This window comes from Vibrio sp. RM-41-2B, from assembly GCF_024744415.1.
Lineage (GTDB): Bacteria > Pseudomonadota > Gammaproteobacteria > Enterobacterales > Vibrionaceae > Vibrio > Vibrio diabolicus.
On record NZ_JAMQWD010000005.1, the window covers coordinates 331176 to 354269 of the forward strand.

Genomic DNA, 23094 nt, shown 5'->3' on the forward strand with positions numbered 1-23094 from the left:
GTAACCATGTCGTATATGCCTTTCAATGCTAGAAACTAGTCTAGTATTAAATAATCGGATGAGATCAACCATTGGGCTGATGGATGTTGAGATTATCAATAAAAACACGCTTAGCACTCCTCGCACTATTACCCACGGTGGTGATAGTGGTTTTTGCAGTTCAGCAGTTTTCTGACAATGCGTTGCGCGTAAGCCGTCTCAATCAAACGGTAATCAATATCCAAGGTTTCCAGTTGATATCCCAAGCCTCTCATTTTATTTACTCCATAGAGAAAGCACGCCGCCAGCCTACGCTTCAAGCATCAGCCGCACTTAATATAGAAGAACAAGACGGTGTTATTTCTTCCATGCATCAAAAATTCGTCAGTAACCCCAATACCGCTGAATATGCTGATGAGCTGAAAGAGGCCATGCTAGGGGTATTATCAGGTAGGTTGGACGAGATGGATGACCTTGGTGATTGGGCATTTCAACTGCTTCAAAATATGTCGCGCTCTTTGCTACAAAATCATCAGTGGTATGGCAGTGAGGACGGCATTCGAATGCAGAATTTTATTGCTTACCTTGCTCAGCTGTCTTTTTGGACACAGAAAGAAGCCTGGTTGACACATCGCCTAGTTCAAGATCCTAAGAGTCGGTTGAGTCAGAGTCTGTTTTTTCAGGCTATTGATCGACAGCAGCAAAATTTGGATGCGTTTTTAAATTTAGGAGGGTCATACGATCAAGTTGATAAATTGCTAGGCTTGTTTACGTCGCCGAGATATCAGAGAAATTTGGCATCTCGTGGGCAATTAATGTCAGGGGACATGTCACGTAGTGACTATGAAGCGTATTTGAGAGAACTCGATTTCCGTGTGCAACGCTTGCAAGTACTCATTGATGGGTTCACGAAACAAACAGAGCAGTCGCTCCTAACACAAGTTCATGAACAAAAGACCAATATTGCGATGGTTACCTCTGGCGTTATTTTGGTTATCGTCATGCTTTGCTGGCTTGGCTTTGGCACTTGGTTTCGGGTTAATAGCAAACTAGATGCGATTATTCATACCTTAACGGCGCTGATCAACGATGAAGAGAAACAGACGAAAGTCAAAGTCGATGGCAGTGATGAACTGACGATTTTCGCTCAGCAAGTGAATCGAGTGGTTGAAGAAAAGCAGAGACAAACAGACGAAATACTCCATGCTAAAGAGTCAGCAGTGTCTGCTAATCGCGCTAAATCAGTATTTCTTGCCAACATGTCGCATGAAATACGTACCCCCCTAAACGGTATTATGGGCATGACGGAGATACTCTCTCAAAGTGAGTTATCTTCCCATCAACAAGAAGTCGTTGATGACATTGACTCTTCATCTCAAACATTACTTACCTTGCTTAACGATATTTTGGATCTTTCTAAAATCGAATCTGGTCGACTGGAGTTGTCGTTAGTCGAGGCCGATATCCGAGAGGTGGTGTACCAGTCGATGGTTTTATTTCAATCCAAAGCCACATCTAAACAGCTAGAGTTGGGGATTAACTTAGCTGAAAACATTCCAACTCGAGTGATGGTTGATGATCATCGCATCAAGCAGGTCATCACGAATCTGGTATCGAATGCGGTCAAGTTTACCGAAAGCGGTCATATACGTGTTGATGTCAGTTATGACGAGTTACCTGAGAACGAGCGCGGAACGCTGATGTTTAAAGTCGAAGATACCGGGATAGGCATTGAACAAGATAAGTTAACGACGATTTTTGAACCCTTTACTCAGGAAGATGAAGGGGTGTCAAGGCAGTTCGGTGGAACGGGGCTGGGATTGGCAATTTGTCGTCAACTGGTATCCATGATGGGAGGGCAGCTTATAGCGACATCCACCAAAGGAGTGGGCACATGCTTTGAATTCTCTATTGAGGTTGACGTTATTCCGATGTTTGGCTGGCGCTCGGACGTGATAAATAAAGGGCTCTTGATCTGCACAAATTACGATTACGCTGATCAACTTTTGAAAGAGTGTCGATTAGCGAAAATCAATCTCTTTGGTGCGAATAATGTTAATGAAGTAAAAGCAATAAACGATGACTTTGATGTCATATTTCTGTGCCATAGTGACGACTCCAATACGGATGAAGCCTTAGATGAGTTGTCACTCAAGTATGATCTTCGTCGTGTGATTATTTGTCAGCATCATCTATCCACTCCCTACGACAATGCAGAAAGAGTACATGCTGTGCTCACATTGCCTTTTCTTGGCAATCGATTTAAGCATGTCATTGACGATTTAGCGAAGGTAGAAAAAACCATTTCAAGTGACGCTGTCACTAATAGTATTCCAAAGTCTGAATATCGAACGTCGCGCTCTCACAGGAGGATCTTAATCGCGGAGGATAACTTGATGAATCAGAAAATCGCGAGTTTCTTTCTGGATAAAGCAGGATATGACTATTTGATAACAAGCAATGGACAAGAAGCGTTGGAAGCCATCACAAAGGGAGAAGAATTCGATGCAATTTTAATGGATTGTATGATGCCGGTGATGGATGGACTGACCGCGACGAAAGAAATTCGTCGTTGGGAAAAGAAAGCCGGGCGTGAGAAAACGACTATTATTGCGCTCACCGCGAGTGTTTTGGAAGAAGACATTCACAACTGTTTTGCTGCAGGTATGGATGCTTATTTACCTAAGCCTTATAAATCGAATCAGCTATTTGAGCTCTTCAATGAATTAAAACTCGCCTAAATCGATAACATTTCAAGACGATAAAGCCCCAATCAAAGGGGCTTTATTTTAACCATGTATTGTTATGCGTTTGCTTGAGCGCCAGCGAGTTTACGTATGGTTTGTCGATAGGTTAGGTAAGCGGAAATGCCCGCCAGAATGTTGCCCATACAAGCGCCTAAAAGTAGACCTCGGATTCCCCCCATTTGAGCGCCAACCCATAAGCAAGGAAGGAAAAAGACAAACAAGCGTAGCGCTGAAATGGTGAGCGCGGTGTAAGATTTACCTAATGCATTGCAAAGAGAAACCATCAACATACATACACCTAGTGAACCTAAGCTGATAGGAACAATCAGCAAATGCATTTCTAATACTTGCTCTACTTGAACATCACTGGTCATCAGTAGTGCAAGTGGGTTTGCGACGACAAACGTAATGGCTGCGATCAAAAGTTGAAAGCCCAGAATGAATTTTACGGCAATACTGACTAGCGATTGGATATCTTGGTAGTTCTTTGCGCCAAGTAAGCGCCCGACCATTGGGGGCATAGACATTGTCAGCGCTAACACCGAAACGATAGCAAAGAATTCGTAGCGTGAACCGAGCGCCCAAGCGGCGACTGCTGCGGTCCCGAAGCTTGCCAACAACTTTGTTGCTAACATGGACGACAACGGAGGCAGCAGTTGGCTGATCATCGCAGGTCCCATGATGTTACCGATAGACGCAACACTTTTAGCTACGTTGAGGTCTTGCCACTGCGTTGTTGCCCAGTGGTTCTTCTTCACGCGAGGCGCGACGACTAAAATACCAAACCCAAAAGCAACGATGGTTGCTATTGCTGCTCCGTTAATACCTAAGTCAAACGTGAAAATAAATAGTGGATCGAGCACAAGGTTCACGCCGCTGGTTACCATCATCATTGTGCCAGGCAACATGGTGTTGCCGTTAGCCCGGCAAATACTGTAGTAAAAATATAAAACCGCGCCAGTCCATGAACTTAGCAGCCACCAAGGCCAGTAGCTGTCGATAATCGGCATCACAGACTCTGGAGCACTTAATAGAGATAAAATGGGGTAGCGCAAAAGCCAAATTAGCCCTCCAAAAACGGCTACGCCGATTGAGCCAATCATCAAAACTAAGCCACCGAGCTGTTTGGCATAACGACTTTCATTCGCACCAAGCGCTTTAGAAATGACAGCGGTCGTGGCGATACCTAAACCGACTTGAATGCCGATAATGACCATTTGCAACGGAAGAGTAAAACCTTGAGCGGCCAAAGGTAAAACGCCGAGCTGACCGATAAACGCACTATCTACAAGCTGAAAGCTCATTAAAGATAGAACGCCAAATAGCATTGGCCAAGTCATCGTAAATAATTGTTTTGCAAGTGTTGGTTGTGTACTTGTCGTAGTTGAGGACATAGAAAGCTGAATGCGTTAGGAAATAAGAGTTGGATTGATTGTACACGGCGCTTAGTTTAGAGACAAAAATAAACCCCGAGTAAGGTAGCTTTACTCGGGGTTGGAAAATCTAGCTTAAGCGTTTATTTTTTGCCGCTAGTTTGCTTGTCTTCTTCAGTCAGTTCGCGAATACGACGGCTGATGTCACGACGTGCTTTAGAGATTTCTGCACTTTTGATGATGTGGTCATCAACACGATCTTCGTAGTCTGCTTTCATATTTTTGATGATTGCGACGATTTCATCGTGAGTCATTTCTGGTTTGATGTAATCTAGAAGGTTTTCTAGAAGGTCAACACGTTTGCGGTTATCACGAACTTTCTTTTCGTTATCAAGCAGCTCACGTTTTAGTTTGTTTTTACGACGAGCTTGGTTAACGATTTCAAATACGCTACTCATAGTTCTCTTTCCTAATTTTATGAATATCTTCCTCGATTAAAGCACAACATCCAGTGGCATAACAGTCTTTAGATCAATCACAATGCAGAGTTGAACATTTCTCAACCAATTGCGATGTGTCCACATAATCACGCTTCTCTAATCGAGTTTTGGGCAACATCGTAGAATCCATCGATTCATTGTCATAACGTGGCCTTCACTATATTATCAACACCATTGAATGCAAAATGATGAACTTGATATGGACTCTGGGAACACTGCGGAGCAAGTAAGTAGTCAAGATAATGAGCAAGCCACTCGCTCTGTGGCTGAAAAGTTAAAAACAGCGTATATCAACGCTCGCGAGCAACTCGAAATCATCGAAGTTGAGCTGAATCGTTCAAAAATAATGATGGTTGATCAAGATGGCAATTTGACGAAAGTGCCAATTCTCTCGGAGCATTGATACCTGACCCGATTCGCAAAGGGTGCCAGGTCTTGCGCTATGCTTTAGCCTGACACCGACACCTGAATCGCTAACGCTTCTTGCATCTCTTTGCCAATGTATGATGCATGATATCGAAGCGATTTAGGTACCAAGTCAAATGCAAAAATAATAAGGAAATGCATTATGAAAGTTGAGCTAACGGCAATTGAAGCACGAGTCATTGGTTGCTTGATCGAAAAAGAAGTCACCACCCCAGATCTTTACCCCCTCAGCCTAAACGCATTAACCAACGCGTGTAATCAAAAAAGCAACCGTGATCCCGTAATGTCGCTCTCTGAGTCAGACGTTCTCGATGCCGTTGATGCTCTAATTGAACGTAGGCTCGTCAGTGACGAAAGTGCGTTTAACAGCCGTGTTAGCAAGTATCAGCACCGTTTCTGTAATACGGAGTTTGGTGATTTAAAACTGACAGAACAAGAGAAGGGAATCGTATGTTGTATGCTTTTGCGTGGTGCTCAAACGCCTGGGGAAATTCGCACTCGTACCAATCGTCTCGCGACATTTCATGATGTAAAAGAAGTTGAAACGGTTTTGGAGCACTTAGCAAGCGAAGAAAAAGGACCATTAGTGGTCAAGTTACCGTGTGAAGCCGGGAAGCGAGAATCACGCTATATGCATTTGTTCTGTGGCGACGTTGACGTCTCTGAGCTAGCAGTGCCAGTGTCAGCGGCTGGCTCTAATTCTGATCGAGTCAGCCAGCTAGAGCTCGAAGTTGCTCAGCTTAAAGAAGAGCTCGATGAACTTAAAGCTAAGGTCGAGTCACTACTTTCATGATTGAAAATACAGCGCAGCGTTGGAGTGTCTATTTGATACGAAATAACCGCAATGCGCTGTATTGCGGTGTCACAAACAATGTTGAGCGAAGATTCAATCAGCACCAAACGGGCAAAGGAGCGAAAGCTTTAAAAGGAAAAGGTCCCTTGGTATTGGAGTGGTCTTCGGATTTTGATTCAAAGACACTTGCCATGCGGGCTGAGTATTATATTAAGCAACTAACAAAAGCTAAGAAAGAGCTGCTTGTTACGTCAAAAGCAAGTATTGTCGTTGATGAAAATCAGCAGATGATGTTAGAAATTGCTTTATCGAAATAAGCGTTCGCGACATGCCGAATAACAAAGAAACCGTCCACTGAGGCGGTTTCTTTTTAGTTTTGGAGTACCATGTAAGAACAAACTGACGCATAATGGGTTGGTGTTCTGTTTAAACACTCAGAGTATGAAAAGGAGAAATGATATTTTGTGACCTTACAATTAGGTACACAATAAACGTTTATTCGTTCCAACTCAGACTAAGAACCAATTTATTATTGAAACAGGCACTCAGAGGAAGGTAGATTACAAGAGTAAAGGATGACTCGGCTAGGTAACGAATAGAGCTGAATTAGGCTCATAAAAAGCTAAAAGAGCAGTAGATGAAAAAAGCGTTAGTATTCTCCCTGATGTCAATGGCCACTGTCGCGCCGATAGCGCAAGCCACTCAAGTCCTCAATGGGTATTGGGCATATCAAGAATTTTTAGACCAGTTTCCAGAACAGAAGCAGTTAACGAATGCGTTGGCTGACGCCGTGCGAGAGACTCCTGTTCCGGTTGAAAGAGACAAAAAACGTCCGTTAAAAATTTCTGTGGTTTATCCAGGCCAACAGATTTCGGATTATTGGATTCGAAATATAGACGCATTTGAACAGCGTTTAGATAAACTCGATATCGACTATCAACTTAATCAAGTATTTACCCGTCCCAACGCAGATATTAAGCAACAAAGTTTGTCTTTAATGGAAGCGCTGAAGAGCAACTCCGATTATCTTATTTTCACTCTCGATACCACTAGGCATCGTAAGTTTGTTGAACACGTCTTAGACTCAAAGAAAACCAAGTTGATCTTACAAAATATCACTACACCGGTAAGAGATTGGGAGGATCACCAACCGTTCCTTTATGTTGGTTTTGATCATGCTGAAGGCAGCCGTGAGCTTGCAGTGGAGTTTGGTAAGCGTTTTCCAAAACAGAGCCATTATAGTGTGCTCTACTTTTCAGAAGGGTATATCAGCGATATCAGAGGCAATACCTTTATCAATCAAGTCAACCGTGATAACAACTTTGAACTACAATCTGCTTACTATACCAAAGCGACAAAGCAGTCTGGGTATGAAGCAGCAAAAGCGAGTTTGGAAAAATACCCTGACGTCGATTTTATTTATGCGTGTTCTACAGATGTGGCGCTAGGGGCTGTTGATGCGCTGAAAGAATTAGGGCGTGAAGATGTCATGATCAACGGCTGGGGTGGCGGCTCTGCAGAATTAGAAGCGCTTTCGAAAGGGGAGTTAGACGTTACTGTTATGCGTATGAACGATGATACTGGCATTGCAATGGCAGAAGCGATTAAGTGGGATCTTGAAGGGAAACCCGTTCCAACCGTTTATTCTGGTGATTTTGAAGTCGTCACGAAATCTGATTCTCCAGAAAGAATTGAAGCATTAAGAAAACGCGCATTTAGATACTCAGACAATTGATGATAACTACATCAAAAACAAGAAAGCGTCGCTCATTGTCGACGCTTATTACGAAAATAATCATTCTCGTACTTGCTCCGATCATTTTAGGTATCTTCGTTCAGAGTTATTACTTCTCGAAGCAAATTATTTGGCAGGAAGTCGACAGAACTAAGCAACAGACGTCAGCGCTGATTCTTAATATTTTTGATAGCCATTTTGCTGCGATTCAGATTCATCACAACAGTAACTCGAAGAGTGATGTTGTTTTAGATTTTTATACAGAACGGGATGAAGAAGCTCTCAATTACTTTTTCATGAGTATTGACCAGAGTGATCCTTCCCATACGCCAGAATTTCGCTTTCTCACCGATCATCAAGGCATTATTTGGGACGATGGGAATGCGCATTTCTATGGCATCAATAACTTGATTCTCAATGATCTCGCGAGCCAAGTGACTTTTAGCAACAATTGGTATTACCTTCCTTCACATACCCCAATGGGAACTCGCCACCTGTTACTGCGTCGTGTACCGGTTTTACAACCTAAAACCGGTGAAGTGATGGGGTATTCTTACAATGTTGTTGTTCTAGATAACAACTTCGGGTTGATGGAAAGACTAAAAAACGAAGGAAACGTTGATAATGTTGTTTTGGTGGCCAACGATACGCCACTAGCCAGCTCACTAGTCGGAGATGAAGCGTACAAGATATTTGATGTTCTGAAGCGGCGAGAGTCTCAGCAAAAGCTTGACCAGTTGTTGATCATTAAAACCCCTATCGAAGTCAATGCTGCCACGACGGATTTGTGTTTACTAACCGTGCAAGACAATCAGAGTGTTGTGACGCTGCAAATCCAGCACCTTTTGGCGATGCTGGCTTCGGTTATCGGGATGGTGATGATTGCGTTGATGACCAAAGAGTGGATTGAGAATCGAGTCGTCGAAGAGCTTGGCTCGTTGATGGCATACACTCGTTCGGCTCGTGAAGAAAAAGGGTTCGAACGATTTGGCGGATCGGATATCGAGGAGTTCGATCATATTGGTTCGACACTAGAAAACACCTTTGAAGAGCTGGAAGCGCAAAAGCGTTCATTCCGCGATCTGTTTAACTTTGCGTTATCGCCGATTATGGTGTGGTCAGAGTCTGGTGTACTCATCCAAATCAATCCGGCAGCCCGCAAAGAATTGGTCATGGAAAACGACATTGAAACCATGCACCCAGTGTTTAAAGGCTTCAAAGAAAAGTTGATGCCGCACCTGCGAATGGCAGCTCAAGGAGCCACGTTAACTGGCGTCAATGTACCAATTGGAGACAAGGTATATCGCTGGAACTTATCGCCGATTCGAGTTGACGGTGATATCAGCGGTATCATTGTTCAAGGTCAGGATATTACGACGCTTATTGAAGCGGAAAAACAAAGTAACTTGGCACGTAAAGAGGCAGAAAAATCCGCCCAAGCACGTGCCGATTTTCTGGCTAAAATGAGCCATGAAATCCGAACGCCAATCAATGGCATTCTAGGAGTTGCTCAATTATTAAAAGACTCGGTCGAAACGGAAGAACAGAATAACCAAATTGACGTACTTCGACATAGTGGTGAGCACTTACTTGCTGTTTTGAATGATATTTTGGATTTTTCGAAGATTGAGCAGGGTAAGTTTAATATTCAAAAGCACCCGTTTTCTTTCACTGACACGATTCGAACGTTAGAAAACATTTATCGTCCAATTTGCGAAAATAAAGGCGTTAACCTCGTCATTGAAAACAAGATTGATCCCAATGTTGAAATCTTTACTGACCAAGTTCGTCTGAACCAAATTTTATTTAACTTAGTCAGTAACTCAGTCAAGTTTACCCCCTCGGGCAGCGTACGCTTGCATGCTGAACTGGAGCAGTTCTACGGCGCCGAAAATAGTGTGTTGGTAGTGGAAATTACGGATACGGGCATCGGCATAGAGCCCGATAAGCTTGACCAAATGTTCGAACCTTTCGTTCAAGAGGAAGCAACGACCACTCGAGAATACGGTGGCAGTGGCTTGGGACTGACCATTGTGAAAAGCCTCGTCGATATGCTGGAAGGTGACGTTCAAGTACGTAGTCAAAAAGGTTTGGGTACGACCTTTGTTATTACAATGCCGGTGAAAGATCGTGAGCGAGTGCTCACCCCTCTTGATTCAAGCTCGAGAGTTAAACCTGGTGAGTTATTCGCAGAGAGTCTAAAAGTACTGTTGGTAGAAGATAACCATACCAATGCTTTCATTCTCAAAGCATTTTGTAACAAGTACAAAATGCAGGTTGATTGGGCAAAAGATGGATTGGAAGCGATGGAGTTCTTAAAAGATCATACTTACGATTTGATTTTGATGGACAACCAACTGCCGCATCTTGGAGGAATTGAAACAACCAAAGAGATCCGACAGAAGCTGAAGTTAGGCACGCCAATTTATGCTTGTACTGCCGATACGGCGAAAGAAACCAGTGATGCGTTTATGGAGGCGGGCGCGAATTACGTATTGCTCAAACCGATTAAAGAAAATGCGCTGCATGAAGCCTTTGTTGACTTCAAGCAGCGATTCTTAATTGAACGAACGTGATGAACTCATTCGCTATGAGCCTTAATTGAGAATTCAATCGCTCACTAAACCGAAAAGCACAACGCCATAACTTAGGGTTGTGCTTTTTTTGTATCTCAATGCTTCACTTGTTGATAAGCCAGGAGTGCTGATATCACCTTTAGTGTCGTATATCACTACTATTCAACCCAAGTACTACGTTGCGTTACGCAAACTTGTTCCCCAATGGCATATTCTATGTGATTTAAATCACAAAAACTTATTTACTTAGCGTGCTAACTATTTTATATTACTTAGCGTGCTAACTATTTTATATTACTTAGCAAGCTAAGTAATTGAGTAGATCTTATGATTCAAGACATCAACAGTTTGCGCGACCTTTCTCTGGCTGAAAAGTTATCTCGTGTAGCCCGTTTGTGGAAAATGGTTGCAGATCGCGAGTTGGAGCCTTTAAACCTGACGTACCCGCGTTGGACTGCGTTATGGAAACTTTATCGAATGGGCGACAACGTTAGTCAGAAGCATTTGGCTGAAGCGCTTGAGATTGAGTTGGCATCGCTGATGCGCACATTAAAGCTATTAGAAGAGCAATCTCTGATCACTCGCCATTGCAGTGAGCATGACAAGCGAGCACGTATTGTTAGCCTTACAGAAGAAGGTAAAACCCTACTCAAGCAAATGGAGACTCGAATTCTTCAAGTACGGAGCAAGCTACTGACAGAAATCAATGACCAAGAGCTTCAAAAGCTTTCATTGATCCTCGATCAGATTGCTCACAATGCACTTGATTCACTTAGCGAATAAGTCAGAAACCCGAATTAAAAGAGAAGTAAACGCCTATGACTCCAGATCAAAAATTCGCACGTTGGATCAAGTATTCTTGCGTCGCGTTTGTCCTTGTCTTTGCCTATTTTCTAGTCGCAGATCTCGCCATGCCACTGACGCCCCAGGCAATGGCAACGCGAGTGGTAACTAAAGTAGCTCCCCGTGTGAGTGGACAGATTACGCATCTTTATGTTGCCAACAACCAAGAAATAAGCCAAGGCGATCTACTATTCCAGATTGATCCACAGCCTTATCAGCTCGCCGTAGAAAAGGCTCAACTTAACCTTGAGCGTGTGATTCAAAATAATGAACAGCTTGATGCCTCTATTGCAGCGGCAAAAGCGGACGTTGAAGCAAGCAAAATTGTCGCCGAGCAAAAAGTTCGCGAAGCCAAACGTCTTGATACATTGTTTCATCGCAATGGCACCTCGCAACAACAGCGTGACGACGCACAAAGTAGTGCAACGGCAGCCAGAGCAAACTTACTTGCCGCGCGCGCTCGTTTAAAAGAGTTGGAAGTAAACCGAGGCGATTTAGGTGCAACGAATGTAAATATCCGCGTGGCACAAAACCAGCTAAAACAAGCAGAACTTAATCTGTCTTACACTCAAGTAATTGCTGAACATGATGGCGTTGTCGCTAACTTGCAGCTGGAAACGGGTGCCTATGCGGCAGCTGGTACGCCTCTTGTGGCTTTAGTCTCGGATGACGTGGATATTATTGCCGACTTTCGTGAAAAGAGTCTGCGACACTTCAATCAGAACAGTCGGGCGTTAGTGGCCTTTGATAGCTTGCCAGGTGACGTATTTGAAGCTCGTATTACGAGTGTGGATGCGGGGGTAAGCTCGGGCCAGTTTGATGCGGATGGCCGTTTAGCGACACCGACAGACTCAAACCGTTGGGTGAGAGACGCGCAGCGTTTACGTTTACATTTAGCTATCGATGAACCTCAACAGCGCGCATTTCCGGCCGGGGCACGTGCGACTGTGCAACTGTTGCCAGAAAACTCGTTATCTGGCTGGTTAGCGAGATGTCAGATCCGATTTTTGAGTCTTCTTCATTACATTTATTAACGGGGAGGCGATATGAAGTTATGGGATCATCCCATGTCGGAAAACGACTTCCGTCAGTGTTTGCGCATTGCAACTGGCGCGACCATTGGCTTCACCTTATGTAAGGTCTTTGGCTGGAATTATGGCGTATTTTTTACCGTAACACCGATGTTGTTACTTGGAATGGTACCAGTCATGAGCCTGCATGCTGCACGACAGCTGATTTTTTCAGCGGTCGTATGCGGATTAGAGGTCGGTATTCTTGGTGGGCTATTTGGTGGACATCCTGGCATGATGACGATCATCGCCTTCGGGTTGTTTTTGTATAAGTTCGCCTGTATGTCAAAAGGGAGCTTATTCCTGTTTGGGGCAAATAGCGTGCTGAGCTTAAGCATCATGCTGCATTTTGCGAGTTATCCAACAACCGACTTAAATGATCTAATATTCAGCAACCTACAAGCGAACGTTATTTCAGTGATCGTGGCCTACGTCGTGACATTTTTGATCCCTGATGCAGAGCCTCGTCAGCCACCGGCAAAACCATCTCAGCCTAAACAGAGTCACCGCATGCGTCATGAAGCCCTTATGGGGGCGAGTATCGCTACAATGTCTTTCCTTGTATTCCAGTTATTTGACCTCAGTGATTCTATGTCCGCTCAGGCGACAACCTTGCTTTTATTGTTTCCTATGCATTGGAACGGTGCTTTAGGGTATGCGCGCAAAAGAGCAATGGGGACCTTGATGGGGGTAACCTTTGGTATTGCTGGGCAGCTCGTACTATACGATTGGTCGGATACCTTGCTGTTTATCGTCCCATTGCTGTGGATTGGCGCGATGATGTTCAGCTATATGCATGTAAAAGAGTCTAGTGGGTCAGGAGCTGGGTTTGGCGGATTAACTACATTAGGTATTTTATTTGGCCAATACCTTACTCCGGATGGCGATTTAATGTTCAGCGCGCTGTATCGCGTGAGTAGTATTTTGTTTGCTATTGTTGTCACTCTGCTCGTGACCTATGCGGTGCACAGAGTGCTCAACAGCTTTGAGGCGACGCGCTTTAGCCAGCAGTAAGTTCAGACGTTACTGGTTAGAAAGGACTGCTCCAGTAACTCTGTTTTTAGCTCGTGACTCATCGCTATTGGGCTTTCAAACTTAATTCCTATTACCCAGCCTTTCACCAACTTCTTAATGTTGGCAATGACACACCGATTTTCTTCTCCGATATAGTGACTTAGAGAAGAGTCGATAGTGACACTTTCACCAACGTTGAATTCTGGCTCTATAAAGGTTGAGATACCAATACCTGCCAGTGAGAAGTCGATAAGGTTACCGTCGTAAACATTCCCCGCGTGAACAATCTTACAATCCATTTGCAGCTTATATCGTTCGTGTTCCCGGACTGGTTTGGTTGCAAATGTTCCTGGAATTCGAATAAATAAAAGGGGCGAAGGACGAACCGCAGTTGTTAGAACACTGGATTTAAATGCAATGACATGGCCTAACTCCGTATCTGATACACCACGCACGATGACATCGGCGTTTGGGAGTTTTCTCATCACTTGCTCTTCAAGCAAACGCATCGGTATATCAAGAATCAAATACGCGTTCTCTTTCATCCCAAGATAGGTGGTGGAATACGTATACTGGTCCTTAGGCCCAAACTCGAAATTAGTCGAAAGTTTCATTCCCGGTTTGAGGAATCTATGCAGTTCATCTTTAGTATGAGTGGCAGGCATTACATTGGCGTTTTAATTATTGGTTAAATCGAGGCTATCAAAACGCCATTTTGTTATTCAAGATAGTAGGACAAAAGTTTTTGTAAAATTATCGCTATCTGTGAAGTGGTGGGCGATAAGTTTGGCTCATTCCATCTTTCATAAAGATTTGGCTTGCCACAATACTGCCGCAGGTTACCAGCATCAGCGCTAACCAAGTCAGTGAATCTGGTTGTTCACCAAAGATTGGAACGGCAAGAAGTGTCGCGACGACTGGAGTTAATGACCCAAAAGCAGCACTGGCTTCGGCGCCAATAATTCGGATTGCATAGATAAAGGTAAAAGAGGCGATTAAGCCTGCGCCGACACCTTGCAACATCGCGTGGCCAAATAATTCTTCCCACGGCCACTGACTGATCGGCGTTATCGCTAGGTAACTATCTACCCATCCGAAGCCAACCGCAATGATGAGCAGTGCCAAAGACGCGATTGCAACGAATCCAGCACAGACATGCGCATTAAGGTTAGCAACACGAGCACTGATGGTGAAAACAGCCCACATAATGCTACCGGTTAGAAACAGGATGTGGCCTTGTAATTGAGACCAGTTGTACTCTGCACCGCTATTAGAAAGAAGAAATACGAAAATCCCTAACAGCACCGTAGAAAGCCCGATTAAGCGGTGAGCACTCAGCGACTGTTGATAGCACAACACCGCGATAGCAGAAACAAATAATGGCAAAGTACCAGGTACTAATGCACTGCCGTGCGCCACGGGAGCGAAGTGCATAGCTGTGCCGACGACCAGCAGGTAGGGCAGGCCACTCCCTACCACAACACCAGTTAGGTAGCGTTTAGGCACGACGCGAAGCGCCTGCTTATGCTTAATCACAAATAGTAATAAAATTAAACTTGGGATTAGAAAGCGAACTAACGCGATATCGGCTGGCTGCAAACTAGAAATTGCGCCCCCTTTTAAAGAAATAAAGAAACCAGACCAAAGCAGTAAGGTCGTTAATATAGCTGCGTATCCCAATATCATTGTCGGCATGTCCATTTGTAAATGATGTGTTAATTGTTGAATAAAACTCGTGCCAAAGGGAGGCAAAGTTTGACGTAATTAAGCTTGATGTTGGTGATAAAGCGCGTATAAGTGTTAATTGTTAGTGATTATTGGCATGGAAGGACAAATGGACAAAATTGACAGGCAACTGATCAACTTGATGCAGAAGGATGCGACCCTGACTACGGCAGAGCTCGCTGACAAAGTAGGATTATCGGCATCACCTTGTGCAAGACGCATTAAGCGTTTAGAGCAGGAGGGCGTAATTAGCGGTTATCGAGCCATTGTGTCCAGAGACACGGTGGGTATTGCGATGACCGTATTTGTTGAAGTCAGTTTGAACAACCACCAAGCTTCTTCGATTGATGAATTTGAACATGCTGTTGTTGAAATGGACGAAGTGATCTCGTGCCATGTTGTATCAGGGGCTTATGATTATTTGTTAGAAGTGGTCAGCAAAGATCTCGCTGGTTATGAAACATTCACTAGAAAGCTACAACGATTAGAAAACGTAAAAGATATCCATACGCACTTGGCGATTAGACAAGTGAAAGGAAATGGAAGCTTGCCGATTTATGCATAAGAAAGATGAAATTTCTCGATAGACTTAAGATTGCTCACTATCACCGAAAGCGATACCGACAGTTCGGTACAGACAGAGCGCGAACGCTGGGATGGAGAGATAAGTACAGCCAAATCAGTCGATTTGAAGCTTTGTGCCGTGGGTTAACGTTAGACGGTTCAAGTCTTTTAGATATTGGGTGCGGCTACGGAGACTTATTAGCGTTTATTGAGTTCAACAATCTGGGCCCCCAAAGTTATATTGGCATTGATCAGCAAAAACAGTTTATCTCTGAGGCCAGAAAGCGGGACTTTCGTACTCAAAGTGAGTTCGTATGCGGTGACTTTTCAACGTTGGTATTGCCCCGTAGTGATTATGTCTTTGCTTCTGGATCATTGAACTATCAATCCGCGAATCCAAATCATACCATTGAGATGATCGAGAAAATGTACCGGGCAGCAGAGAAAGGGTGCGTGTTTAACTTATTGGATGAAGAAAAGCTGCCGAGCATGAGAATGCTCGCATCGCATAATAAAGTTGGGGTGTTACGCTATTGCCGATGGCTATGTCCAGACGCACAATTGATCGAGGGTTATTCCGATCACGACTTTACGATCGCGATGATCAAAAAAGCGGAATCAGTTTCCTGACTCCGCCTTATAAATTCTTAAGCCTTATTGGTGCTTGTATTGTGAGATTTCACAGTTACCTGTGTATCTATCAACCTTGAATGAGAACGCAGCTGAATGGTATTCCCTCCCATCACTCCAAATTGTTTCTCCGAAGATTTTACAAAGGTCCAAATCGCTGATTGAACCAAACTCTTTTACGTGCCTAACTACTGACAAAAACTTGGCTTTGGTAGCATTAGGACAGTCCCTGTTACTTAATCGATTGATAACCATGGTTGTAGCATCATCTCCAGCCAAATGTGACTTTTTATTAAATTTTATTAATGGGTAAATTAACCAAAAATTGGCCATAAGTAAAGCATTATTGTGACGTATGTCTCTATAGGTTGCCTCTCTTGGTCATGGTTTAGTCAAGTTTGTAAAAGGGAACAGTCCCATTTTTTACATATAACGTTGGGATCACTAAAAGAGGGAATTAAAGCACGAATAACGTCCAATATTGGAGTGAAAACCCGACATCGTCTTTTCAAAACGGGCTCGATTTTTACCTCGAAACATCTTGAGCGTATTGAAGCGATCTCGCTTCTTTATCATAGAGTTGCGCTAGTGCTTGGTACTGTGAAGAAAGGCGTTTGTAATCCTCGGTAAGTTGCAAAGCGTTGGTGTTATACCACTCCGCAGTGATTTGATTGGCAGTTTCGTTTGACTCACGGCACTTTTGGGCAAGTTTCTTCCATCCATTTGCTGACCATTGAGATTGTGTGCTCAATTTAATCAACTCATTAGCTTTAGTCGTGAGTTCTTCTTTATATTGAATGGAGGCTTTTAATTGAGTTTTGAACGCATTTTGGTTCGAGCGGGCGCGCCAAAGTAATACGAGTTCATGTAGGGAAAAGGTTTGGGACAATAACTGACGCTGCTTATGTTCGGCTAAAAGTGCATTGAATACCTCAACATGCTTATTGTAATTGGACTCTAAACGATTGAATTGGGTAAGATTGTCATTCCACGACGACGGGTTACATTGAATATTGGCGTGCCCCACAATGGGGAACAGAAGAAGCAACAGTATCCAATTGAGTTTGTTGATCATTATTGCTCGCGTTAGTTGACCGACCCTTTTGAGTATATACCCAAATTTCCGCGACATGCGTGTTGCCGGTGAGATAAGAACACAGAATGAAAAGGAAAAATACATGAAGAAAATTCTCATCGCATTGATTGTCATACTGTTGCTCGGTGGGGCGGGTGCTGGATACTATTTCTTCTTTATGCAGAAAGATGAACCTGAGGCGCCAAAAGCTGCGCAAGTGGAGCAAGCGCCAGTGGAAGAAGAAATATCCAAACCGATTCTGGATTTAGAAACCGCCCCCCCTGAAGTGACCGAATACTATGTCATTGAGCGTCGAATCAATGTTTACAATAAGCCAAATGTTAATGCTTTGGTTGTCGATACGCTCTATAAGGGAGAAAAAGTATCGGTGTTAGAAAAAGTGGATGGTTGGTATCGAATCTCTGGTTACCTTGTTTATGAAGAGGGCGGTGAAGAAAAAGCTGAGTGGTTGAATTCTGAAGGATTATCTGATGCAGAGCCAGTTATTAAAGAACAAGAGCGTTTGGAAATACTGGATGGATATTTGCAGAAGTCGGATGATTTAAAAGTCCACTTGGACATCTTCCGCAAGAAAACACAGCAATTGTTAGACGATGAAACCTGTGATCCGAGTGATTTTGAAGAGCTCGGTGGCTGGGTTCGTTCGGTTACTTATGACAAGAGCAATGTGTACTTCATTTATTGTGGTGGTTTGGAGCAAGAGAACAAAATCTATTTAGATGTCGATAAAGGCGATATCTTTTACCGCTAACAGAGCGCCTTTAGTTTAAAGCCTCTAGAGATTTATAACTTTTTAGTTGTGAACCATAATTAATAGGAATACTATCATCGAGTCGAGTGAAAAAACTCGACTCGTTTTGTTTTTAGTGAGTTCTTATGTCTCAGATTTGCTTGAAAAAATTGCTTTTTATGCTGCTTGCGATGGTATTGCTACCAGCGCATGTTTTTGCTGCGCAAATCGATCAGAAAGCTCATTTACCTTACTTTTCTAAGCTGCAACCATTTGTTGCGAGTATTGCTTTTGCAAATACCTCAATCGATTTTTCTGAAGTCTCAGAAGAAACGACGCAGTCTCCGATTTCTGAAGGTCATGCAAGACTCGATACGCTAGCCCTATTTAACACTCAACGTTGGGTTTCTCACTTACGTGAAGGCCTTGATGATGAGCATGTTGACGTTGTTGGTGACCTAAACACGCCTTTCTATGCTGACGCAGGTTATGCCTACAGCCTGATGGATATCAATTGGCGTCAAAACCAGTACACTTTTTATCATTTCACAAGCGATCATCGCATTTCTGGTTGGAAAGAGACCAACGCAATGTACGTCGCACTCAATAGTCAATTTTCTGCCTAAACACCATCTATTTGCACCATTGTGCACTCTTAACACGACGATTGTATTCAACAGGGCGTAACCGTCCTGAGCTTTTCATACCCTGAATTTATTCTGGGGGCATCTGTCGTGTGTTAAGCCTTGTTATTAAAAGCTTCACTTCGTAGTGAAGGGATGATGTTTACATGAAAAAAACAGCAAAGCAGCAAAAGAACAGAAAGCTGATGAATCACTATTCAGCTTGGAAATATGTCGTATTAATCACGACGGTCATTATCTTAACGTTAAGCGCGATTCCGACTTGGTTCGGTGAGCAACCATCGATCCAGCTAACGTTTTCAAACCAAAACAGCAGTGAAATGTCGGTTGTTCAGTTGAATCAACTACTGAAAACCAATCACATCTCAGCAGACAAAATCATCGAAAAAGATGGCAAAACGACCATTGTATTCGATGATGAAAATGCGCAAAGCAAAGCTCGTGCGTTACTAAACAATGAGCTAAATAAAGAAGACAGCATTACCTTCTCATATGTGTCTGTTGCTCCAGAGTGGCTGAATGAGATGGGGTTTAGCCCAATCAAACTCGGTCTTGACCTTCGCGGTGGGGTACAGTTCCTCTTGAATGTTGACGTAAATAAAGCATTTGAGGAGCAACGTAATGCTTTGATCGATGAGATCAAAGCAAGCCTGCGAGATCAGCGCGTGCGTGGTGTACAAATTCGCGCAGAAAGTGGTAACCGCATTGCGGTAAACAGTGAGAGTGATACCGCCCTGGCTGAAGTAAATAAATTCTTGCGTCAAAACTATCCAGGTTGGGTGGTGAAAAGCTCGTCTCGCGGTTTTGTTCTTGAGCCAAGTGAGCAGAATATTCAAGAGTTCCAATCAACGACATTGCAACAAAACTTGAAGATTATGCGTGGTCGTATTGAAGAGCTAGGCATTACGGAAGCATTAGTTCAGCGTCAGGGTAAAGACAGCATTCGTATTGAGCTCCCAGGTGTACAAGACCCAGCACAAGCGAAAAACGTTATTGGTGCCACTGCGAGTTTGGCATTCTACGAAGTGAAAGATGCAAGCCAAGCGCGAAGCGGCCAAGATCTTGTGCTGAAAGATAACGATGGCCGAACTGTTATTCTAGAGAAACGACCAGTCCTAACGGGTGAGCACATTGTTAATGCTCGTGCAGGCGTCGACAATATGGGTATGTCAGAAGTTAACATCTCGCTTGACCACGCGGGCGGTAAAAAGATGAGTGATTTCTCTGCAACGCATATTGGCAAGCCAATGGCGACGGTTTATCGCGAATACAAGACAAACGATCGTGGCGTAACAGAGCGCAGCGAGCGCGTTATCAGCGTTGCGACTATTCAATCTCAACTTGGTAGCCAATTCCGTATTACCGGCGCTGGCAGCATGGACGAAGCGCAGCAGTTAGCGCTATTACTTCGTGCGGGTTCGCTAACAGCCCCGGTTACTATCGTAGAAGAACGCACTATTGGTGCTTCTTTGGGGGCTGAAAACATTGAAAATGGTTTTGCGGCACTTGCTTTGGGTATGGGGTTAACACTGACCTTTATGGCCCTTTGGTACCGCCGCTTAGGTTGGGTGGCGAATGTGGCGCTTTGTGCCAACATGCTTTGTTTGCTTGGCCTAATTGCCTTGTTACCAGGTGCGGTACTAACGCTTCCAGGTATTGCAGGGTTGGTGTTAACCGTTGGTATGGCAGTGGACACCAACGTTATTATCTTCGAACGTATTAAGGACAAAATGCGTGAAGGCCGCAGTTTCGCTCAAGCGATTGATCTGGGTTTTGATAGCGCGTTCTCGACCATCCTTGATGCCAACATTACTACCATGATCACCGCCGTGATTTTATACGCCATCGGTAACGGTCCAATCCAAGGCTTTGCTTTAACACTCGGATTAGGTTTGTTAACCAGTATGTTTACAGGCGTATTTGCCTCTCGAGCAATGATCAATTTAATTTGGGGCCGAGATGCCCGTCGTGATGTGAGGGTTTAATCATGGTCGAAATGCTAAAACAAAATATTCGTAAAATTCGCCACTTTACTACGCTAGTTTCTATCGTTTTGACGGTGATCGCACTTGGTGCTCTGGGCTTTAAAGGGTTGAATCTTGGCTTGGATTTCACTGGTGGTATGGTGACAGAAGTGAAAGTCGATAAGTCGTTAACCAACCACGATCTGCTTGATGCACTGCAACCAAAACTTGGTGAATCAACCTCTATCACCCGCACAGGTGAAGATGGTCGTTGGCTTATTCGCTACTCCGCCCCAGAAGAAGGACAAACTCTGCCAAGTGTGGAAGAAGTATTAAAGCCAGTTTCACATCAAGTTGATGTCGTCAGCAACAGTATTGTTGGTGCTCAAGTTGGTCAGGATTTGTTTGATCAAGGCGGTTTAGCACTATTGATTTGTGTGCTGAGCATCCTTGGTTACTTGTGTTTCCGTTTTGAGTGGCGCCTAGCGAGTGGCTCTGTATTTGCTCTGGCTCATGACGTAATTGTCGTCCTCGGCTTCTTTGCCGTTACCCAAATGGAATTCAACCTAACGGTTTTTGCTGCCGTATTGGCAATTTTAGGCTACTCATTGAATGATTCGATAATCATTTCAGATCGAATTCGTGAGCTACTGATCGCGAAACAAAGTTGGAAAATGGAAGACATCAATGACCAGGCTGTCATCGCGACGTTCTCTAGAACGATGGTGACTTCAGGCACAACACTGATTACTGTTGGTGCACTATGGATTATGGGGGGAGCACCGCTAGCGGGTTTCTCAACAGCGATGTTTATTGGTGTGCTATCAGGTACATGGTCTTCCATTTCCATTGGTACCGTATTACCTGAACTGTTCAAGCTCGAACCGAAGCATTACTTGCCTGTTGAGATTGATACCGCGCCGTAATGCGAGGTGCTGAAGGTAAAAGTGCTTGCGCCACTCAGTTTGAGTGGCGTTTTACTTTGTGCTATTTCACACGCATCAGGCGGTGTTTGACGTGACCTAAATCGAACTCAATGATTTGAGAGCGCTTCATCGATTCAACCAGGCGCAGCATGGATGTGTGATAACCTTTCTTTTTCATCCATTGCAATGGCTCGGAAAAGCTGTCTTCGTTTACAACGTAAGATTCGCCTTTGTGTTCTCCAGCATAAACGTTTACGACCCAAACCCGGGCCTGAAAATCTAATACTTCACTTATGTTTCGCGTAATTTTTCTTAGGATATTTTTCATCATTTCCAGCGTTGCTTTAGCTCAGTAATAGCCAAACACCAACCCCCATCATTAAAGTGCCCGCGATACGGTTCATCAGACGCACATTCTTTGATTGACCCAACACGCGTTTCAGTCCTTTACCACCCGTGGCATACAGAGACATACAAATGAACTCAAAAAGAAGGATGATGGAGACAAGCACGATCAGCTGTGGAGCAAGAGCCGCATTTTGATCGATAAAAGGCGGCAGCAGAGAAATCATAAATGCCCAGCCTTTTGGGTTTGCGATAGCGGTAACGAAGCCTTGCATGATGAGCGCGACATTACCACTTCTGGGTGTCTCCAAATTATCGACATTTATTGCTAACTTACCTCGAGATCGCCACATTTCTACACCAAGATAGAGTAAGTAGCCGCCACCAATAAACTTTAGTGCGATAAACATCCAAGGATAGTTGAGCATGATCGCTGCGATCCCTAGTACTGCCGAGACTGAAACCAGCGCGACACCGACGAGTTCACCAATCATCATCCATAATGTGCGGCGATAACCGATACTCATTCCTAGCGTTAAGGCGAGCGTCATGCACATTCCTGGTGTAATTGAGACAAAAAAGAAGGTAGGGATGAACATACTGAGCAATGCAAGATTCATGTTTGTTGATAACTAAGTGATTTGATAGAAGCCACAAAGATAGTGCAAATTGATAAAGGATACTATCCCCAAATAACCTCAAGGTGCTAGGTTCAGCGAGAATGACTTGGCTCACAGGCACGGCAACGATTTGAAGATCTAGTGGTTCTAAATCAAAAATCGTTAACAAAGGCTGTGGGATAAGGCAACTCGCCCTGCGGAGCATGTCACTGACACGATTTCTGCATCTTGACGTCATTTGGGTATAACATCAATTTACTTGGGTTAAAGAATCTAGATGATTGCTTTAGGAGATGGTACCACCGAATATTGCACCGTACCGGTACTTCAATAGATTAAAAGTGATTCGATACGTTAAATGCTAGTTAATTGATGTTATTTGGATATTTAAAATAAAACTGAAATTATTTTTTAATTGCTGCGTCATAATAGTGCGAACTGCACCAAAATGAGACGTTTTCTTCTATTTTTTACACTCTAAATATACCAGTTTTCATAAGTAAAACTATAAATATAAAATTAATTTTATACTGTCAGTAATATCATTTAAGTTAGTAATTAAATGATATTACTGACAATTGCTTATATTGATATTTGAATTATTATTCTAATCGTATTTGTAGAGAACAACTCTGAGCATGAGAGTAGTATCTGAAATCATGAGATGATGTAACGTCCACTGTTCGGTATGTAACCTATTGATAAATAATGCTTAAAGTTATGTTCTGATAAGCTTGTGTTTAACTTTATTTTTATTTAAAACAATGACTTATAAAGAATTAACCATTTTATAA

Annotated in this window: 22 protein-coding genes; 15 read left to right on the forward strand and 7 right to left on the reverse strand. The window is 43.5% G+C overall.

Annotated features, from left to right (window positions below):
• The first annotated feature begins 83 nt into the window (after window positions 1–83).
• Window positions 84–2720 (forward strand): hybrid sensor histidine kinase/response regulator, encoded by a 2637-nt coding sequence (locus NB463_RS04970; protein WP_053807925.1) that lies wholly within the window; start codon window positions 84–86, stop codon window positions 2718–2720.
• A 62-nt stretch (window positions 2721–2782) separates the two neighbouring features.
• On the opposite strand, the gene NB463_RS04975 is transcribed toward NB463_RS04970, so the two are convergent.
• Together NB463_RS04975 and NB463_RS04980 are read right to left on the reverse strand one after the other, a co-directional pair.
• Entirely contained in the window at window positions 2783–4120 is a 1338-nt protein-coding gene (locus tag NB463_RS04975) for an MATE family efflux transporter (protein ID WP_053807924.1), read from the reverse strand.
• A 122-nt stretch (window positions 4121–4242) separates the two neighbouring features.
• A complete protein-coding gene (locus NB463_RS04980) occupies window positions 4243–4557 on the reverse strand; it encodes a DUF496 family protein (protein ID WP_005373603.1) in 315 nt (104 codons plus the stop codon).
• A gap of 241 nt (window positions 4558–4798) precedes the next feature.
• On the opposite strand from NB463_RS04980, the gene NB463_RS04985 reads away from it, so the two are divergent.
• The 8 genes from NB463_RS04985 (at window position 4799) to NB463_RS05020 (ending at window position 13056) form a co-directional block, all read left to right on the forward strand.
• A complete protein-coding gene (locus tag NB463_RS04985) occupies window positions 4799–5002 on the forward strand; it encodes a hypothetical protein (RefSeq protein WP_031780656.1) in 204 nt (67 codons plus the stop codon).
• A 165-nt stretch (window positions 5003–5167) separates the two neighbouring features.
• Entirely contained in the window at window positions 5168–5818 is a 651-nt protein-coding gene (locus NB463_RS04990; RefSeq protein WP_053807923.1) for a YceH family protein, read from the forward strand.
• Window positions 5815–6135 carry a GIY-YIG nuclease family protein gene (locus NB463_RS04995; RefSeq protein WP_053807922.1) on the forward strand — a complete coding sequence of 107 codons (321 nt, stop codon included), beginning with the start codon at window positions 5815–5817 and terminating at the stop codon, window positions 6133–6135. The genes NB463_RS04990 and NB463_RS04995 overlap by 4 nt, the downstream gene beginning before the upstream one ends.
• A 320-nt stretch (window positions 6136–6455) precedes the next feature.
• Window positions 6456–7553: an autoinducer 2-binding periplasmic protein LuxP gene (locus NB463_RS05000; RefSeq protein WP_005397733.1), complete on the forward strand. Its 1098-nt coding sequence runs from the start codon at window positions 6456–6458 to the stop codon at window positions 7551–7553.
• Complete coding sequence (luxQ, locus tag NB463_RS05005; protein WP_258431423.1) at window positions 7553–10129, forward strand: quorum-sensing autoinducer 2 sensor kinase/phosphatase LuxQ; 2577 nt, start codon at window positions 7553–7555, stop codon at window positions 10127–10129. The genes NB463_RS05000 and luxQ overlap by 1 nt, the downstream gene beginning before the upstream one ends.
• Before the next feature lie 327 nt (window positions 10130–10456).
• A complete protein-coding gene (locus NB463_RS05010) occupies window positions 10457–10912 on the forward strand; it encodes a MarR family transcriptional regulator (RefSeq protein ID WP_005397727.1) in 456 nt (151 codons plus the stop codon).
• 35 nt (window positions 10913–10947) lie between these two features.
• Complete coding sequence (locus NB463_RS05015) at window positions 10948–12006, forward strand: HlyD family secretion protein (protein WP_053807920.1); 1059 nt, start codon at window positions 10948–10950, stop codon at window positions 12004–12006.
• A gap of 12 nt (window positions 12007–12018) precedes the next feature.
• Window positions 12019–13056 (forward strand): DUF2955 domain-containing protein, encoded by a 1038-nt coding sequence (locus NB463_RS05020; RefSeq protein ID WP_046875880.1) that lies wholly within the window; start codon window positions 12019–12021, stop codon window positions 13054–13056.
• A gap of 2 nt (window positions 13057–13058) precedes the next feature.
• Here NB463_RS05020 and NB463_RS05025 read toward each other — a convergent pair whose 3' ends face one another.
• Complete coding sequence (locus NB463_RS05025) at window positions 13059–13721, reverse strand: flagellar brake domain-containing protein (RefSeq protein ID WP_046875881.1); 663 nt, start codon at window positions 13719–13721, stop codon at window positions 13059–13061.
• 94 nt (window positions 13722–13815) lie between these two features.
• Window positions 13816–14742, reverse strand: a complete 927-nt coding sequence (locus NB463_RS05030) for a DMT family transporter (RefSeq protein ID WP_258431427.1) — start codon at window positions 14740–14742, stop codon at window positions 13816–13818.
• A 148-nt stretch (window positions 14743–14890) separates the two neighbouring features.
• Between NB463_RS05030 and NB463_RS05035 the strand changes: the two genes are divergently transcribed.
• Complete coding sequence (locus NB463_RS05035) at window positions 14891–15346, forward strand: Lrp/AsnC family transcriptional regulator (RefSeq protein WP_031780652.1); 456 nt, start codon at window positions 14891–14893, stop codon at window positions 15344–15346.
• 5 nt (window positions 15347–15351) lie between these two features.
• Window positions 15352–15975, forward strand: a complete 624-nt coding sequence (locus NB463_RS05040) for a class I SAM-dependent methyltransferase (protein ID WP_258431424.1) — start codon at window positions 15352–15354, stop codon at window positions 15973–15975.
• A gap of 526 nt (window positions 15976–16501) precedes the next feature.
• Here the strand turns inward: NB463_RS05040 and NB463_RS05045 are convergent.
• On the reverse strand, window positions 16502–17050 hold the full coding sequence (locus tag NB463_RS05045) for an ATPase (protein WP_104973894.1): 549 nt from the start codon (window positions 17048–17050) through the stop codon (window positions 16502–16504).
• Between the two features lie 103 nt (window positions 17051–17153).
• On the opposite strand from NB463_RS05045, the gene NB463_RS05050 reads away from it, so the two are divergent.
• The 4 genes from NB463_RS05050 (at window position 17154) to secF (ending at window position 21335) form a co-directional block, all read left to right on the forward strand.
• The gene (locus tag NB463_RS05050; protein WP_258431425.1) at window positions 17154–17822 is read left to right on the forward strand and encodes an SH3 domain-containing protein; all 669 of its coding nucleotides are present in this window, start codon (window positions 17154–17156) and stop codon (window positions 17820–17822) included.
• A gap of 125 nt (window positions 17823–17947) precedes the next feature.
• A complete protein-coding gene (locus NB463_RS05055; protein ID WP_005397713.1) occupies window positions 17948–18427 on the forward strand; it encodes a hypothetical protein in 480 nt (159 codons plus the stop codon).
• Between the two features lie 164 nt (window positions 18428–18591).
• Window positions 18592–20430 (forward strand): protein translocase subunit SecD, encoded by a 1839-nt coding sequence (gene secD / locus NB463_RS05060; RefSeq protein WP_257898009.1) that lies wholly within the window; start codon window positions 18592–18594, stop codon window positions 20428–20430.
• A gap of 2 nt (window positions 20431–20432) precedes the next feature.
• On the forward strand, window positions 20433–21335 hold the full coding sequence (gene secF, locus NB463_RS05065) for a protein translocase subunit SecF (protein ID WP_258431426.1): 903 nt from the start codon (window positions 20433–20435) through the stop codon (window positions 21333–21335).
• 61 nt (window positions 21336–21396) lie between these two features.
• Here secF and NB463_RS05070 read toward each other — a convergent pair whose 3' ends face one another.
• A complete protein-coding gene (locus NB463_RS05070; protein ID WP_012842361.1) occupies window positions 21397–21663 on the reverse strand; it encodes a hypothetical protein in 267 nt (88 codons plus the stop codon).
• A 16-nt stretch (window positions 21664–21679) separates the two neighbouring features.
• Entirely contained in the window at window positions 21680–22300 is a 621-nt protein-coding gene (locus NB463_RS05075) for a LysE family translocator (RefSeq protein ID WP_041853084.1), read from the reverse strand.
• Window positions 22301–23094 lie beyond the last annotated feature (794 nt).